12 protein-coding genes are annotated in these 17,431 nt (G+C 61.6%); 3 read left to right on the top strand and 9 right to left on the bottom strand.

Annotation, left to right across the window (positions count from 1 at the left end; genetic code table 11):
* Positions 1 to 23: 23 nt before the first annotated feature.
* On the bottom strand, positions 24 to 2,135 hold the full coding sequence (gene cstA, locus BRD58_RS13120) for a pyruvate/proton symporter CstA (protein ID WP_069579065.1): 2,112 nt from the start codon (positions 2,133 to 2,135) through the stop codon (positions 24 to 26).
* Between the two features lie 412 nt (positions 2,136 to 2,547).
* Positions 2,548 to 2,739, bottom strand: a complete 192-nt coding sequence (locus tag BRD58_RS13115; protein ID WP_012849335.1) for a hypothetical protein — start codon at positions 2,737 to 2,739, stop codon at positions 2,548 to 2,550.
* A 502-nt stretch (positions 2,740 to 3,241) separates the two neighbouring features.
* Here BRD58_RS13115 and mltB point away from each other — a divergent pair.
* The 3 genes from mltB to BRD58_RS13100 all read left to right on the top strand — a co-directional run bounded on the left by mltB (position 3,242) and on the right by BRD58_RS13100 (position 5,342).
* Complete coding sequence (gene mltB / locus BRD58_RS13110) at positions 3,242 to 4,330, top strand: lytic murein transglycosylase B (protein ID WP_069579064.1); 1,089 nt, start codon at positions 3,242 to 3,244, stop codon at positions 4,328 to 4,330.
* Between the two features lie 160 nt (positions 4,331 to 4,490).
* A complete protein-coding gene (locus BRD58_RS13105; RefSeq protein WP_015462044.1) occupies positions 4,491 to 4,799 on the top strand; it encodes an ArsR/SmtB family transcription factor in 309 nt (102 codons plus the stop codon).
* Between the two features lie 12 nt (positions 4,800 to 4,811).
* Positions 4,812 to 5,342 carry a rhodanese family protein gene (locus tag BRD58_RS13100; RefSeq protein WP_069579061.1) on the top strand — a complete coding sequence of 177 codons (531 nt, stop codon included), beginning with the start codon at positions 4,812 to 4,814 and terminating at the stop codon, positions 5,340 to 5,342.
* Between the two features lie 62 nt (positions 5,343 to 5,404).
* Here BRD58_RS13100 and nifJ read toward each other — a convergent pair whose 3' ends face one another.
* The 7 genes from nifJ to BRD58_RS13065 form a co-directional block, all read right to left on the bottom strand.
* A complete protein-coding gene (gene nifJ, locus BRD58_RS13095) occupies positions 5,405 to 8,986 on the bottom strand; it encodes a pyruvate:ferredoxin (flavodoxin) oxidoreductase (RefSeq protein ID WP_069579060.1) in 3,582 nt (1,193 codons plus the stop codon).
* A complete protein-coding gene (locus tag BRD58_RS13090; protein ID WP_015462041.1) occupies positions 8,983 to 10,617 on the bottom strand; it encodes an NAD(P)-binding protein in 1,635 nt (544 codons plus the stop codon). The genes nifJ and BRD58_RS13090 overlap by 4 nt, the downstream gene beginning before the upstream one ends.
* A 566-nt stretch (positions 10,618 to 11,183) precedes the next feature.
* A complete protein-coding gene (locus BRD58_RS13085) occupies positions 11,184 to 12,311 on the bottom strand; it encodes a fimbrial protein (protein ID WP_069579058.1) in 1,128 nt (375 codons plus the stop codon).
* A gap of 103 nt (positions 12,312 to 12,414) precedes the next feature.
* Positions 12,415 to 13,035, bottom strand: a complete 621-nt coding sequence (locus BRD58_RS13080) for a hypothetical protein (protein ID WP_073383353.1) — start codon at positions 13,033 to 13,035, stop codon at positions 12,415 to 12,417.
* Positions 13,022 to 15,439, bottom strand: a complete 2,418-nt coding sequence (locus tag BRD58_RS13075) for a TcfC E-set like domain-containing protein (protein ID WP_236721603.1) — start codon at positions 15,437 to 15,439, stop codon at positions 13,022 to 13,024. The genes BRD58_RS13080 and BRD58_RS13075 overlap by 14 nt, the downstream gene beginning before the upstream one ends.
* Before the next feature lie 185 nt (positions 15,440 to 15,624).
* Positions 15,625 to 16,338 carry a hypothetical protein gene (locus BRD58_RS13070; RefSeq protein WP_069579662.1) on the bottom strand — a complete coding sequence of 238 codons (714 nt, stop codon included), beginning with the start codon at positions 16,336 to 16,338 and terminating at the stop codon, positions 15,625 to 15,627.
* A 184-nt stretch (positions 16,339 to 16,522) separates the two neighbouring features.
* Complete coding sequence (locus tag BRD58_RS13065; RefSeq protein WP_012849323.1) at positions 16,523 to 17,107, bottom strand: hypothetical protein; 585 nt, start codon at positions 17,105 to 17,107, stop codon at positions 16,523 to 16,525.
* Positions 17,108 to 17,431: the final 324 nt, after the last annotated feature.

The raw sequence follows: 17,431 nt of genomic DNA, 5'->3' as shown, positions 1-17,431 counted from the left end.
GTACCGACGCGGCGTGGCCACCTTCACGCCTGACGCTGATGCTCAGGCAACCGATGATCCCCGTGCGACGGCGGCGTCATCGCCTGGTAGGGCACCTCATGCGCGCTGGGCTGCGGGTTACGCAGCGCGGACAGCGCCGTTTTCAGGGAGAACAGCCCCAGCACCACGACCACCACCATAAAGAACAGGGTGAGCCCGGCGTCCAGGCGGTTGTTAAAGACCAGCTGCGCCAGCTGCGACTGGGTGTACTGCGCCGGAATGGCGCCGCTGTCGATCATCGCCTGGAACTTGTTGGCGATGGCGAGGAAGCCGACCCGCGGATCGGCGCTGAAGGTTTTCTCCCAGCCGGCGCTCATGGTGCAGATCAGCAGCCAGGCGGTCGGCAGCAGGGCGACCCAGGCGTAGGCCTGGCGCTTCATGCGGAACAGCACCACGGCACACAGCATCAGTGCCATGCCCGCCAGCATCTGATTGGCAATGCCGAACAGCGGCCACAGGGTATTGATCCCGCCGAGGGGGTCGACCACCCCCTGGTGGAGAAAGTAGCCCCAGGCCAGCACGCACAGCGCGGTCGCCAGCAGGTTGGCCGGTAGCGAGTTGGTCTTTTTCAGCGACGGCGAGATCACGCCCAGCAGATCCTGCAGCATAAAGCGCGCCGCCCGGGTGCCGGCGTCGACGGCGGTCAGGATAAACAGCGCTTCAAACAGGATGGCGAAGTGATACCAGAAGGAGACATCCATCAGCCCACCGAGGGCGCCGTGCAGAATATAGGCCATGCCGACCGCCAGCGTCGGCGCGCCGCCGGCGCGGGAGATAATGCTCTGTTCGCCCACCTCGCTGGCGATGGCGTTCAGGGCATCCGGCGTGATGTGGAAGCCCCAGCTGCTGACCACCTGGGCGGCGGAGGCCACCACGTCGGCGCTGCCGGCCGGCGCCAGGATCGCCAGCGGGCTGTTCATGGCAAAGTAGACCCCCGGATCGATGACGCAGGCGGCGACCAGCGCCATGATGGCGACAAAGGACTCCATCAGCATGCCGCCGTAGCCGATAAAGCAGGCCTGATTTTCATTGGCCAGCATTTTGGGGGTGGTTCCCGAGGCGATCAGGGCGTGAAAGCCGGAGACCGCCCCGCAGGCGATGGTGATAAACAGGAAGGGGAACAGATCCCCGGCCCAGACCGGCCCGCTGCCGTCGATAAAGCGGGTCAGCGCCGGCATCTGCAGGGTCGGGCGCATGATCAGGATACCGATGGCCAGCCCGACGATGGTGCCGATCTTCAGAAAGGTGGAGAGGTAGTCGCGCGGCGCCAGCAGTAGCCATACCGGCAGCACCGAGGCGACAAAGCCGTAGCCGACCAGCATCCAGGTCAGTTGAACCCCGCTAAAGTCAAAATAGGGGCCCCAGACCGGACTTTCGGCGACCCATCCGCCGGAGATGATGGCAAAGATCAGGCAGACCAGGCCAATGATCGACACCTCGCCGATGCGTCCCGGCCGCAGGTAGCGAGTATAAATACCCATGAAGATCGCCAGCGGAATAGTAAAGGCGACGGTATAGGTCCCCCACGGGCTGTGGGTCAGGGCCTTCACGACGATCATCGCCAGCACCGCCAGGATGATCACCATGATGATAAAGGTGGCCACCAGGGCGATCACCCCGGCGGTGTTGCCCATCTCGGTTTTCACCAGATCCCCCAGCGAGCGACCGTCGCGGCGGGTGGAGACAAACAGCACCATAAAATCCTGCACCGCACCGGCCAGTACGACCCCCGCCAGCAGCCATAGCATGCCCGGCAGATAGCCCATCTGGGCGGCGAGCACCGGGCCGACCAGCGGACCGGCGCCGGCGATCGCGGCAAAGTGGTGGCCAAACAGCACCTTCTTATCGGTCGGGACATAGTCCAGGCCATCGTTGTGGCGCACCGCCGGCGTCATGCGCGTGGCATCGACCCCCAGCACGCGGTTGGCGATATAGAGCCCATAGTAGCGATAAGCGATCAGATAGACGCACACCGCCGCGACGACGATCCACAGCGCATTGATCTGCTCGCCGCGGTTCAGGGCGATGTAGCCGAGCGAGAAGGCGCCGAGGAGCGCCAGCGCGATCCAGAGGAGGGACTTACCAAGATTATCCATAACATTCCTTTTGCTTTTATTTTTCATGCACAGACAAATGGGTTTGCATATAAACAACAATGCCTATGAATAATAATGGAGCGCTCCGTGCGCGATGTTACATTTGGTAATGTTTTATCGATCTTGCAGAAAGGATCACTGATTGCGCTTGTATAGGATGCAACGAGACGCGTTATTGCGTGATAAACCAGCAGAGAAGGCGCAGCAAATACAGGGTAATGGCGCGTTTATCGTCGGTCGGATACGGCTATCGAGCGCGAACGTATTGGCGGTGTGAATTATCTGATTAATAGATATGTGATAGTAATAAATACGCTAAAAGGCGCAGAAAAGCGCGGGGGTGAAAGGGAGCAGAATAGGGGAAGGAATAAGGTGCGAAGGCCGAGGGACATCGGCCTCCGAAACGGTAAACTCAGGCGTGGCTCAGCGCCAGAGGGCTTTCATAGCCGTGCGCCTGGGCATCGCGGATACAGTCGGCGCGCTGGCGAAAGGTGGTGCCAGAGCAGCAAATAATATATCCGGTCGACTCCACTTGGCACCAGCGCCACTGGCCATTGGCGGTGTTATAGAATTTCCAATAGGTTTCGTCTTGTACTTGATTCATTTTTTATAACCCGAAGATCGGTGTGCGGCTGACCCCAGGGGACAGGCGCGACGGTTAACGGCGTTGAGATTATCGCGGGCGGTATGAAAACGTGGGTTACGCCGACGCTGACCCCCACCCGAACGGGAAACGCCGCGGCGTTTGCGCAACGTGCAGGGGGCATAGACGTGTAACGATTTTCACAGCCGGAAAGCGGCTTGAGCCGCCCTACGGTGCGCCGGGCGCGGTATTTCCGCCTCGGCGCCGGCCATTTTACTCTGCGTTAGGGCGATCAACAATGTGCCATTGTTAACGGTTTATAAAAAATCATCTCCTGTCCGCAGGCCGATGTGAAAAAGGTTGCGTCCGCGCGGCGCGGATGGACAGAGTTTGCGCAAACGCATCGGCGGCGCTCGGCGATCGCCGCCGATGCGTCCAGGAACCGCTTTCGGGGATGTTTTCGCCGCGGGCAATGTTCTACCATAGCGATACCCTATTTTTGACCTCGTTAAATGGAAGTCCAATGCGTCAATTAATCGTGCTGCTCCCCCTGGTAGCGATGCTGAGCGCCTGTAGCAGCCATAAACCGAAAACCGCGGCGCCGGAGACGGCGGAGCAGGCGCTGAGCCGTAGCCAGTCGGGGGGCTTTACGCTGGCGCCCGAGCACGCGCAGTATCAGCCGACCGGCGATTTTGTCTATAGCCCCGCCGCCGCCCAGTTTATCGACACGATGGTGCGTGAGCATGGATTCGAGCGCCGCCAGCTGGAGACGGTGCTGTCGCAGACCCAGCGTCTGGACTATGTGCTGCGCCTGATGGATCGGCAGGCGCCGACCGGCCGGCCGGCCGCCGGGCCAAACGGCGCCTGGCTGCGCTATCGCGACAAGTTTATTACGCCGGACAACATTCAGAACGGCGTGCAGTTTTATAACCAGTACTATGCCGAGCTGCTGCGGGCGCAGCAGATCTACGGGGTGCCGCCGGAGATCATCGTCGGTATCATCGGGGTGGAGACCCGCTGGGGACGGGTGATGGGCAAGACGCGCATCATCGATGCGCTGGCCACGCTGGCCTTCGCCTACCCGCGCCGCGCCGACTACTTCCGCGGCGAGCTGCAAACCTATCTGCTGATGGCGCGTGAGGAGGGGAAGGATCCGCTGACGCTGCGCGGCTCGTTCGCCGGTGCCATGGGCTACGGTCAGTTTATGCCCTCGGCGTTTCAGGCCTATGCGGTCGACTTTAACGGCGACGGCCACGTGAACCTGTGGGATCCGGTGGACGCCATCGGCAGCGTGGCCAGCTATTTTAAAGGGCACGGCTGGACGCCTGGCGCCACGGTCGCGGTGCAGGCCAACGGCCAGGCGCCGGGGCTGGATAACGGCTTCAAGACCCGCTACTCGGTGAGCGAGCTGGCGCAGGCCGGGCTATCGCCCCAGCGCGCGCTGGCGGACGAGCGTCAGGTCAGCCTGCTGCGCCTTGACGTCGGCAGCGGTTACCAGTACTGGTACGGCCTGTCCAACTTCTACACGATCACCCGCTATAACCACAGCACCCACTACGCCATGGCCGTATGGCAGCTGGGCGAGTCGGTGGTCCGCTCCGCGGGACGCTGATCCCACCGTCTCCCCGCGCGGCGCCAAGGCCCGCCGCGGGGACGTTCTCTACGCTGTCCCGTTTGCTTGCCGCCGCGGCGATACCTCGGCGCTTGCGCCTGCGCCGTCTTTATTTTAGTATTTGCTTAATTAAGAATTTGCTAAAATAGAGGTGAGGCCGATGGAAGAACGTCCTTCGCTACAGCAGCTGCAGGCCAGCGCCGATCGGGCGTCGGCGCTGCTGAAGGCCATGGGCCATCCCCAGCGTCTGCTGATCCTGTGCATTCTGCTGGGGCAGCCGCGCGCCGGGGCCGGCGAGCTGGCCCGCGCCGTCGGTCTAACGCCTTCGGCGACCTCCCAACATCTGGCCAAGATGCGCGCCGAAGGGCTGATCGCCAGTGAGCGGGAGGGCACCCACGTACGGTACAGGATCCATAACCCGGCGATCGCCCAGATCATCGCCACGCTCAAAACCCACTATTGCCCGTAACGGGAGGCAGCTATGCAGGTGAATACCCTTACACCGCGTCAGGCCAGCGAGATACTGGCGCAGGGCGCCCGGCTGATCGATATCCGCGATGCGCAGGAGTATGCGCGTGAACACGTTGCCGAGGCGACGCTGGCGCCGCTTTCCGCCTGGCAGCAGGGGATGCCGCTGACGCCGCCGCCGTCGGGGGCGGTCATTTTTATGTGTCAGTCCGGGATGCGCTCGGATAGCAACGCGGCGCTGCTGGCCTCGCGGGTGGCGCCGGGCCAGGCCTATGTGATGCAGGGGGGGCTGGCGGCCTGGAAGCAGGCCGGTCTGCCGACGGTGGAGGATCGGCGTCAGCCCCTGCCGCTGATGCGTCAGGTACAGATTGCCGCCGGTGCGCTGGTGCTGCTGGGGGTTATCTTGGGCTACGGCGTGGCGCCGGGGTTCTTCCTGATCTCCGGCGTGGTCGGCGCCGGTCTGCTGTTTGCCGGGATCAGCGGCTTTTGCGGTATGGCGCGTCTCCTGATGAAGATGCCGTGGAACCGCCGCGTGAACTCATAGCGAGAATAGCACACCGCCCGGTTGAACCGGGCGGTGTGCTGTAGAGGGATAGGCACGCGGGATCAGTGCGTATCCGGGAAGGCGCGCTCGTCGCGGCGCGCCATCGCCTCGTACTCCGCCCACTTCAGATCGACCACCTGCTGGGCAATCGCCATCATGCGCTGCGCCTCCTGCGGGTGGGCGCGCATCAGCGCCTGGTAGCGGGTTTCATGCTGACGGTACTCCAGCAGCGGCAGCGATGGACGCAGGCTGTCGAGGAGGAACGGATTGACATGCCGCTCCCGCAGCACCGGGTTATAGCGGATCAGCGGCCAGTGGCCGGCGTAGACCGCCCGCTTCTGCTGCATCAGCCCCTGGCGCATATCGATGCCGTGGGCGATACAGTGGCTGTAGGCGATGATCAGCGACGGCCCTGGATAGGCCTCGGCCTCGCGCAGTACCTCCAGCGTTTGCTGCGGGTTGGCGCCAAAGGCGATGCGGGCCACGTAGACATCGCCGTAGGCGATGGCCTGCAGGGCGATATCCTTCTTCGCCATCGTCTTGCCACCGGCGGCAAACTTGGCCACGGCGCCCAGCGGGGTCGACTTGGACATCTGCCCGCCGGTGTTGGAGTAGACCTCGGTATCCATGACCAGTACGTTCACATCGCGCCCGGAGGCCAGCACGTGGTCCAGCCCGGAGGAGCCGATATCGTAGGCCCAGCCGTCGCCGCCGATGATCCACACCGACCGACGCACCAGGTGATCCAGCAGGCTCAGCAGGCTATCGATCTGCGCGCCGCGCAGGCGGCTCAGGCGATCGCGCACCTGCTGCAGACGGGCGCGCTGGGCGCAGATCTGACTTTCCTGCTGCTGCGGAGCCTGCAGGATCTCGGCGACCAGATCGGCGCCGATCTGGGGCGCCAGCGCCTGTAGCTGGCTCTGCGCCATCGCCAGGTGTTTATCGGCGGCCAGGCGGAAGCCCAGGCCGAATTCGGCGTTGTCCTCAAACAGCGAGTTGGACCAGGCCGGGCCCCGCCCTTCGGCGTTGTGGCTCCAGGGGGTGGTCGGCAGGTTGCCGCCGTAGATAGAGGAGCAGCCGGTGGCGTTAGCCACCATCATCCGGTCGCCGAACAGCTGGGTGAGGGTCTTCAGGTACGGCGTCTCGCCGCAGCCGCTGCAGGCGCCGGAGAACTCAAACAGCGGCTCAAGGAACTGTACGCCGCGCACGTTGGAGAAGTCGACCCGCGCCCGATTCGGCCACGGCAGGTGCTCAAACCACGCCAGCGCCCGCTTTTCGGCCTCGAGCAGCGGCAGCTTGTCCTGCATGCTGATGGCGCGCTGCGGGGTGGGTTGACCCGCCTCCGTATGACGCACCGGACAGGCCTCAACGCACAGCCCACAGCCGGTGCAATCCTCCGGGTAGACCTGCAGGGTATAGCGGGTCTCCGGGAAACCGCGCGCGCTGATCGGCGCAGAGCGGAAATCCTGCGGCGCGCCGTCGAGCAGATCCTGATGGTAAAACTTGGCGCGGATGGCGGCATGGGGGCAGACAAAGGCGCAGTTGCCGCACTGGATGCACAGATCCGGGCGCCAGGCGGGGATCTCCAGGGCGATATTGCGTTTTTCAAAGCGGGTGGTGCCGGTGGGATAGGTGCCGTCGGCCGGCAGCAGCGAGACCGGAATCCGTTCGCCGCGGTCGAGCAGCATCGGCGCGGTGACCTCGCGTACGAAGCGCGGCGCCGTTGTCGGCAGGTGCCAGCCCTGCTCCTCCGAGAGGGTGTCCGTCGCCGGCGGCGTCACCGCATGCAGATGCTCCAGGGTTTTATCGACGGCCAGAAAGTTCTTCTGCACCACATCCTCTCCCTTCTTCCCGTAGGTCTTGCGGATGCTGCTCTTGATGAGCGCGATCGCCTTCTCCTTGTCCATCACGCCGGAGAGGGCAAAAAAGCAGGTCTGCATGATGGTATTGATGCGGCTGCCCATGCCGACCTCCTGCGCGACCGCGGCGGCGTCGATGACATAAAACGCCAGGGCTTTTGCGCGGATCTGCCGCTGCATCGCCGCCGGCAGATGGGACCAGACCGCCTCGGCCGGGTAGGGGCTGTTGAGCAGGAAAGTGGCGCCGGGGCGCGCGTGCTCCAGCATATCCAGCGTGTGGACAAAGTTGAACTGGTGGCAGCCGATAAAGTTGGCGCTGCCGATCAGGTAGGGGGAGTCGATGGGGCGTGGCCCAAAGCGCAGGTGCGAGGTGGTGCGCGATCCCGACTTGCGCGAGTCATAGACGAAATAGCCCTGGGCGTAGAAGTCGGGCAGCCCGCCGATAATCTTAATGCTGTTCTTGTTGGCGCCGACGGTGCCGTCGGCGCCGAGGCCGAAGAACAGGGCGCGGATCTGATCGTCAGGTTCGGGCTTCCAGTCGGCGTCCCAGGGGAGGCTCAGCCCGCTGACGTCGTCGTGGATGCCGATGGTAAAGAACGGACGCGCGCTGGCGGCCTGCTGCTGTTCGAATACGGCGCGCGCCATCGCCGGGGTAAACTCTTTGGAGGAGAGACCGTAGCGCCCGCCGCTCAGGCGCGGCAGCGCGGCGCGCAGGCCGTGCTGCACCCCATAGACCAGGGTCGCCAGCACATCCTGATACAGCGGCTCCCCCTGCGCGCCCGGCTCTTTGGTGCGATCGAGCACCGTGACCACCTGGCAGGCGGCGGGCAACGCATTCAGAAAGGCCTCGCTGGGGAAGGGGCGGTAGAGGTGCAGCGTCAGCACGCCATTGCTGCCGCCGTCCCGGTTGAGCAGGGCGGCGGTCTGACGCAGGGTGGCGGCGGCGGAGCCCATTACCACCACCACGTGGCGGGCGTCGGCCGGACCGTCGTACTCCACCAGGCGATAGCGGCGCCCGGTCAGCTCGGCAAAGCGGGCCATATGCCGCTCGACGATGCCCGGTACGCGCTGGTAGTAGGCGTTGACGCTCTCGCGCCCCTGGAAATAGGTATCCGGATTCTGCGCGGTGCCGCGCATCACCGGGCGGTCCGGATTCAGCGCGCGTGCGCGGTGGGCCAACACCAGTTCGTCATCGATCATCTCGCGCAGATCGTCTTCGCTCAGCGTATGGATTTTGTTGACCTCGTGCGAGGTCCGGAAACCGTCGAAGAAGTGGACAAAGGGGATGCGTGACTCCAGGGTCGCCGCGTGGGCGATCAGCGCCAGATCCTGCGCCTGCTGAACCGAGGCGCTGCTCAGCATGGCAAAGCCGGTACTGCGGGCCGCCATCACGTCTTGGTGGTCGCCAAAGATCGACAGCCCCTGGGTAGCCAGGGAGCGGGAGGCGACGTGGAACACCGCGCTGGTCAGCTCGCCGGCGATCTTATACATATTGGGCAGCATCAGCATCAGCCCCTGCGACGAGGTGAAGGTGGTGCTCAGGGCGCCCGCCTGCAGGGCACCGTGCACCGTCCCGGCGGCGCCCCCCTCATGCTGCATCTCCATAATGGCGGGAACGTTGCCCCACAGGTTGGTGATATGGCGGCTGGCCCACTCGTCCGCCAGCTCCGCCATGGTAGAGCTGGGGGTGATGGGGTAAATCGCGCAGACCTCGCTCAGTTTATAGGCGACCCAGGCGGCGGCCTCATTACCGTCGATCATGACATCATTATCCGGCTGGCTCATCGGGCGTTCTCCTCGGCAATCATTTCAATGGCATGACATGGGCACTGCAGGTAGCAGGCCTGGCAACCGGTGCATTTATCGTAATCGAAGCGGTAATGCAGCCCTTTGCCCAGCTTGATCACCGCCCCCTCCGGACAGGCGCCGTAGCAGCCGTCGCACTCGAAGCAGTTGCCGCAGGAGTAGCAGCGGGCGGCCTCATAGGTCGCCTGTTCGCTGCTTAGCCCACCGATGATTTCGTCAAATCCGCAGCGCTGCGCCGGTGACACCTCCGGCTGACGAGTGGCGTCGGCGTCGGTGTTGAACCACAGGTGCAGGCGCGGGTACGCCAGCGTCGGCCCGCTGGGCGCTTTGTGATAGGGGTGGTCACGCAGCCAGCCGTCGATGTGACGCGCCGCTTTTTTACCGTGGCCGGTGGCGATGGTGACGGTGCGCTCGGAGGGCACCATGTCGCCGCCGGCGAACAGCCCGGGCACGCCGGTCATCATATGTTCATCTACCTCGACGATGCCGTCCGGGCGTACGGTGATCCCCGGAATACGCGTCAGCACTCGGGTATCGACGTCCTGGCCCAGCGCCAGGATCAGGCTGTCGGCCTGCAGCGTCTCAAAGCGGCCGGTCGGCTGCGGGCGCCCCTGATCGTCGATGGTCATCTGCTCTACGGTCACGGTGGTGCTGTCAATGTTGCGGATGGTGCGCAGCCAGTTGATCTTGATCCCCTCCTCCATGGCCTCTTCGGCCTCAAAGGCGTGGGCCGGCATATGCGCCATGTCGCGGCGGTAGATGATCATCGCCTCGTCGGCGCCGAGGCGTCGCGCGGTGCGCGCGGCGTCCATGGCGGTGTTCCCCCCGCCGTAAATGGCGACCCGCCGCCCCAGCTTCGGCGCCTCACCGCGTTCGACGGCGGCCAGATAGCCGACGGCGTCCAGGATTTTCCCCGCCTCGCGCGCCGGAATATCGGTTTTTTTCGCCAGATGGGCGCCGATAGCCATAAAGACGGCGTCGAAGCCGCCGTCGTGCATCTCTTGCTGCACGTCGTCGACTTTATGGTTCAGGGTGAGGGTGATGCCGGTGGAGAGGAGGGTGTCGATTTCCCGGTCGAGGATGTCGCGCGGCATGCGGTAGGCGGGAATACCGAAGCGCATCATCCCGCCGGGCATCGGTCCCGCCTCGCGGATCTCAACCCGGTGGCCCAGGCGGCGCAGGTGCCAGGCGCAGGAGAGACCGGAGGGGCCGGCGCCGATCACCAGCACCTTTTTACCGCTGTCGACGGCGTCGATGCGGGGTTTCCAGCGCTGCTCCAGCGCCATGTCACCCAGGAAGCGCTCGACGGCGTGAATGCTGACCGGCTGATCGGCCTGCAGGCGATTGCAGGCCTGTTCGCAGGGATGGTAGCAGACGCGGCCGTGGATCGCCGGCATCGGGTTGTTGGCGATCAGGCTTTGCCAGGCCTCTTCATAGCGCTGCGCTTGCACCAGCGCCAGCCAGGCCTGAATGTTTTCGCCGGCGGGGCAGGCATGATTACAGGGGGGCAGGGAATCCCGATAGACGGGGCGTTGGCTGCGGATAGGGCCGGTGCCTGAGGCGGCGCCCAGATCCGGTGGCTGCGTCATATCACGTTGATTTTTGCTCATCATATTGCTTCTTTATCAGTTGTTGTACAGGGAAAAGAGACAACCGTAAAACCTACCGCCACCCGTAGGGCGAGGCAGTATGGGTTCATCGATAAAAAAATGGCGGCCCGGCGGCCCACCGCGGTGGGATAGGGCGGGGCAGCAAACAATAAAAATGAGATTGTGGATAAAACTACGCCAAAATGGCGGCTAAAAACTGCGTCAGATCAATGATGGCGCCGTTTATGACGCGGCGGTTATACGGGCTGGGGGAGTGAAAGGAATAATGGCGATGGATATCAACAAGATGTTTTTATTTTTATTTATAAAAATAGATCGATATAGATTAGTGTTTTATTTAATAAGAATAAATCATATAAATAAGGGATGATCATATTACGTTCGTGTGGTATTTCCCCGCGATGCCATGCCCACCAATAAAGAGGGATGCCCCTGCGCCTGGACGCACCCGGCGCGGTCCCGCCGCGACCGCGCGGCGACGAGATATGCCGCCGTGGAATAGCGCCCGGCGATCATCGCCGGGCATCGGATCGCATTATTGGATGCGCCAGCGGTATTGTGTCAGTCTATACCAGTGGCACCTCGGCGATCAGCGTCAGGTTATCGCGATAGCTTCCGCTGACGCTAATCTGGCTGCGGGGGCTATCGAACGTCACCTCCAGCTGCAGGGGGATCTGGCGCACATCGTTAAGGTTCCCCAATACGACCGGTGCGCTGGCGCTGCTGCCGTCATTGAGCGCGTAGCGCCGCTGATTGACCACCGCCTCGGCCCGATAGGGTACTTCGCTGCTGCCACTGCGCAGCGAGAAGCTGCCGCTGGAGCGCGCGCTGAGTCTGACCTGGCCAAAGGCCGGGTCGAAGGCCCCTTGCAGGGTTATCGGCATTGAGGCGCTGCCCCGTACCCGCTGATCGGCATAGGTGACCCTCAGCGGCAGGGTGGTTGCGGGCAGGGAGAGCCCGGTGAAGTAGGCCTGCTTACGAATGTTGATAGTAAGGGGCAGGGGAAAATCGCGTGAGCCGCCGACGCGGGCTTTCCAGTGCTCCAGGCCCGATACGCTGCCCTGGAAAAAGTAGAGATCGGGCGGCAGTCGCTGATACGCCTCGGTGCGCATCATAGAGGGGAGATCGAACAGCACCTCACGGCGGATACCCTGCGCGGGCTTAATATCAGTGTAACGGAATTCGACGCTATTTCCGCTGCAGTTTTGGCTGATATTGTTACCCGGCACGATATCGACCGTTTGCTCTCCGATGGGAAGATAAATGGTCGACGGCTCTATGCTAACGCAGCCATTATTGACGACCGTATTATTATCATGAAAATGTGTTGCCCTATTCGACCGAGTATTGAAGGTCGTCTGCCCCAGTTTAACGGGCAGTTGGATGGTCTGCCCATGTTGATAACCGGTCAGCGTAACGCTGAATAAGCTGTTATCGCGGAAGTGACGTCCGGCGCTATCACCAACGTCATTTAACTGAAAGCCGGTGATGCTGCTATAGCCGTCATTAGCACGGATGATACCGCCATCAATCGTATCTATATTGTCACCATAGGCAATCCTTGCAATGTCATTATACGTATTGACGCCGATCCGTACCGCCCACAGCGGTGAGACAATGGATACGCTCAGCAGAAAGCAGAGCCAACGCGTGCGAGCGGTAACAGAGAGGCGCTTTATTTTCTTCGATAACATTTTCCTACCCACGAGGTTGAACGGTTAGACAGGCCCCGGGCCCGCCGCCCTTAGCCGCACGTCTTAGCGCGGGGGGCCCGGCGGTGAGCCGTCATTGCCGGGGTTACGATGAGGCCGCGAGCGGCGTACTGACCATCAGTATCACCTGCCCGTCGCAGATTACCGGTGCCGGATGGTCAGGTAGCTTCTCCGCGATATCGGGCAGCGTCACCCTGAGTAAAAAATCCAGCAGATATTTGCCGCGCTCGGCGCCGGAAAGCGCGCCTGAATACTGCCATTGCCCGGTCTCAAAGGTATGCCGCGTCGCGCCGCCTGAGCGCAGCGTGGCGACCGTGCGCCCGCCGGTCTCGACAGCGTAGGTGTATCCCGCATTGATCGCGGAGAAGGTGATCTGTGCGCTGGCCTGGGGGGAGATGCTGGCGCAGAGGTAGCTGTCGCTGAGGATATCCAGCAGCAGCGGCTGGCCGTGACTCCCGCTCAGCGCGCGCAGCGAGATCCTCATCTCACTGAAGCGTCGGGTCGCGCTGTCCCAGAGGATATGCTGAAAGGGCGGGGTATTGCTGATCACCTCCAGCGGCGCGACGACACTCTGGCCCAGATCGATATCGGCGGTCAGCAGCAGCGTCTCCTCTATTCGTTGGCTATTATTGGTGATTGTCGCGGCCGAGGCCGCCCCCGCCAGCAGAAGGAATACCAGCCCGAGGGGGGGGTTATACTTTTTCACGCTGACACTCCACGATGGGTAGTTGATCGGCGGGGAGTGCCGTTGCCGAGGGCAGCGTGGCACAGCGCTCACCGTCGGAAAGCAGATGGATCGCCCCATTTTGCTGTAGCTGCAGAATAAACAGCCCCTCCTGTACCCGCCGCACGTTGATGCAGCCGGCGCCCTCGCAGCGCAATTGATCGATGGCCTTGCCGTCACGCCGGACCAGCACCGCCTGATTGCGCACCGAGAACACCGGGCGCCCGGCGTCGATCATCCGCCCCGGCAGCAGATCCACCTGACGTCGGTAGTGGGACTGGTGGTTATCGAAGACCCTGTCGCTGCCGATCAGGCGCCCCTCCAGCTGGTAGCGGCTGTAGGCCGGCAGGGCGACGATCCGCCCCTCTCCCTGGGCGTAATAGCGAGTATGGCCGCTGGCCTGATCTTTTAACGCCAGCTGAACCTCGCCTGTGGGCTGCGGGGGCAGACGCAGAATGGCGTTCTGGCCCAGCTCGCTAGCGCTGTGGAACGAGATCCCCTGCGCGGAAACCACCTGATGGGACTGCAGATCCAGGCTGCCCGTGACGCCGTGCTGGTCGCTGGCCAGATAGATCTGGCTACGGGCATCGATGAGGCCCTGATAGGTCCCGCCGAACGAGAGGCTGCTCTGCGGGCCGTTATTGGCAAACTGCTGGCCCGCCTGGGCGTTGACCGACCAGGCCTCGCCAAGGTTCTGGGTGTAATTGAGCGTGTTCTGGCTACGCCAGCGTCCGTGATTCTGCTGTAGGTAGTAGCTGCTCGCCTGCAGGCTACCGAACGGAATCGAGAGGCCGAGATTGGCACTCCAGAGATCGCGGCGGGTATAATTTACGCCCGCGGTCAGGTTGATCTCCCACCACAGGCGACTAAACAGGGTTACATTGTAGTTGTTGCTACGCTGCGCGCGCTCATCAAACCATTGATAGCCCAGCTGCAGGGAGTGATTCGTCGTCAGGGACACACTGTAGTTTGCCAGCAGACTGCGGCGGGTCAGGGTCTCGCCGGGATTATCGCGGCGGTAGTCCGGCAGCGTTGCCGGCGCCAGGACATCCTCCGGCGTTAACGTCAGCGCGGGGGCGTCGATCGCGCGACTGTTGCGCTGGCGGTAGCGCTCCTGGGTAAACTGCAGCGACAGCGGGTAGAGGGTGGCGATGGCATCGCTCTTCAGGTAGCCGTTGTTACCCAGGGTCTGCAGCATCGACAGGGTGATGTCGCCGCTGCGCCAGTCCGCGCCCAGGGTGCCCAGCCACTCGCCGTTATCTCCGCTCACGTAGTTCCCCAGGGCGGAGAGACTCAGACGCGGGCCGACGGGCACGGTGACGCCCAGCTCGCTCATCCAGCTATTGCCATAGTAGCCGTGCCTGTCCAGATGAGCGGCGGTGATATGGCTGCTCATTCCCTCTAGCGCGGGGCCATCGTTGACGATCAGCAGCGACTGGCTGGAGAAGATCTCATCATTCAACCCCTTTATCTGTACCTGCGCCTGATAGATCCCGCTCGGTAACGTCTGGTAGGAGAGCTCCCCCCGGCCTGCCGTCACGCTGCGCCGCAGCAGCAGCTTATCGTCACGCCACACCTCAAGGACCCCCGGCAGGGGGGCGTAGTAGCCGTAGCTGCGATCGCTGCGGTCGCGTACCCGTAGCTCCGCGGAGTTCCCCACCATGGCGCCGCTCATCTGGCTGTTACGGAACAGGCTGCGCTGCGTCGAGGGGTTAAAGTCGTAGCCATTGCCGATGGCGCCCAGCTGCGCCTTGAGCCAACCGCGCTGAAAAACATAGTTGAAGTCGCTGACATCGACCCGCGTTTCGTTGGCGGAGGCGTCATATTTCAGGTAGCCGCCGGGCAGGCCGAGCAGGCCGTAATCGCGGGCGTAGATGCTGCTGCCGCTGCTGTAGCGGTTGGCGGAGAGGCTGGCGTGGTTGATCAGCGCCATGCGGCCGCTGCCGCTCTGCAGATATTCCACCTGACGCTCATCGCGGATAAACCATGCCGGGGCGAAGAACAGGCGCACCTGGCGCGCATAGTAGTCGATGACCACCGCCATGCCGTCGCTGTTCACCACGCACTGGCTGCGGCTCCCCTTACAGCGGGCGTCATGATTCACCCCCTGCGCCAGCTGTGTCGCGGCCTGACGGGCATACTCCGGCGCCAGTCCGGCCTGCCGCAGGAAACGGATCACCGCACGCTCATCGCCGATTTGCACGCTGTCGAGCGCCAGTGCGCCCTCCATCTGCGCTTCGGCCAACTGGGGGATCACCAGCGTCAGCGCCATGGCGCTGGGGGTTAATATCTTGCCGTAGCGCGAATGCGCCAGCAGTTCTCCCGATGCTAGCGCCATGCCGCGCGCCATGGCCAGCGTCGCCGTATTCGTCGCGGCAATCGTCATCGGGGGAGGGCTATTGTTGGCCAGCGTCTGCGTTGCTGGGGGATTATCAGCCCAGGCCGCCAGCGGCAGAAATAAGAGCGGTAAATATCTCCGCTTTAATTTTAGTTTGTTGAGGCGGGCGTTCATATCCATAAGCATTTATACAAAGACACTGGCTAAACTAAACCAGCGTGTTCCATCGTCTATTAGTGCGCAGGTTGCAGCGCAATCGCTTTGTTGTAGCTGCCGCTGAGTGCGGAAAAGGTGACCCGACCCTGACGGACGTTGGCGCCTAAAGGGACATCGATGATCTTGTGATTACCGGGGAGCAATATGGATTCGCCGTAGCACAGCGCCTTGGCCTTTTCTTCGCTGACGCCCTGGCAGAGATCCATCTCGAAACGCAGGACCCGCGAGCTCTGGTTGTTGAAGTGGATCTTTCCGTCGCCCACCCAGGCCGTCGGCTCACCCTTGATAGGCAGGCTGCCGGGGATGATGTACCACGATTTATAGCCGATAGAGATAGCGACATTGCTGTCTGGCTGCTCCTGCTGCTGGCGCAGCGCATCGGGAATAAACGAGACGCCGATGATCCGATCGTATTCCGGCACGCGATTGGCCCGTATCACCGAGACGCGCACCTCGCCTTCCGCATCGACCACCACATCGGGCGGATCGATATACAGCGGCCAGTTCAGGAACTCCGCGGCGAGGAAGGGCGTCTCGTGATATCCTCCCCCCGCCTTGCGCTGGAGTTCGCTTAGGGTGATAGCGAGATAAATCGGATCACGCTCTGGATTTTTCAACACGAAGAAACGGCTATTCTCTCCATCTACCTTGAATAGCGAATCTACGCTGAAGGCGAAGCCAGGCTGGCTATAGATAATCAATAGCCACAAAAGCAGAGCATATTTCATCATCGATAATATACCGTAATAAATAATTCGGCGCGTTTTAAATAACGGCGAGCGGCTAATCATGCTTGCCGTTAATATAAGAATTTATCGTCAGCGCTATATGCAATATCAATGCTTGCTTGATAACGTAATTGATTTGTTCAATAACGCGTTACTACAAAACTACAGCAAGAGTGGCTGCGGACGATTAAGAGGAAATGGAATCAGCGACATTAACCGAGAAAATAACCGGCGTCGTGAAGCTGATACTGCCGCCCGGGGTATAATTATTCGTCGCAACCTTAGCATACAGCGCCAGCGACATGCTGGTAGCGGTATTATTCACATTGTTTTGGATCGTGATGGCGTTGTTGCTGCCAGAGTTCAGCGCCTGGTCATTGAGAACCACGATCACCTCGTCTTCTCCAGGCGCCGCCAGCGTGGTTTTCAGCGTCAACGGCTTAGTGATACCGGTGCCGCTCGGGACGCTGGCCAGATAGGCCGAAACGGAGTTCAGATTATTCGCGTTTACGCTGCGGATCTCAAAGGTTGCCGGTGTCTGTGTCACCAGATCCAATGATTTATCATCGTTAATGCTCGCCTGCAGAGCGATAACGCTCGGCGTATAATCACCGCCGGTTGGATCGGTAAATTTCCAGGCGCCACTGAGTACATCTGTCGCAGGCACCGTGGCTTGCCAGGTAAACGTTAACTGACCCTGCGTTACGGCGGCCTGCACGAACAGCGGCGCCGTGATTAATGCTAATGCCAAGATACTTTTCTTATGCAGCATATGTCTCACCTTAATTAAATTTAATATCCGTATAAAATTAACATTCCATCCATAATTTATTTATGGTCAACGTGTCTGTCTATGCGACTGGTGCAGGATAATCAAAATACGTTGGCGATGCCAATTTAGATTTTATTTAAAAAAAGGCTGAATGATTCATCGGATTTATGTTAAACGCCGAAGCTTTCTTTTTTGATATTAATATCTACGCGTTTTTAGCCAACGCCTCAAGTCGATTTTGACGGTGAGGATAAAATTGTGCGGAAATAGCGCTGTCCACGCAGAAAAAACCGCCCGCGTGGTCGTATCGGCGAATAGTCTGCG

The sequence above is a fragment of the Edwardsiella piscicida genome (assembly GCF_001896205.1).
Taxonomy (GTDB): Bacteria; Pseudomonadota; Gammaproteobacteria; order Enterobacterales; family Enterobacteriaceae; genus Edwardsiella; species Edwardsiella piscicida.
This window is presented reverse-complemented; position numbering and strand designations above follow the sequence as displayed.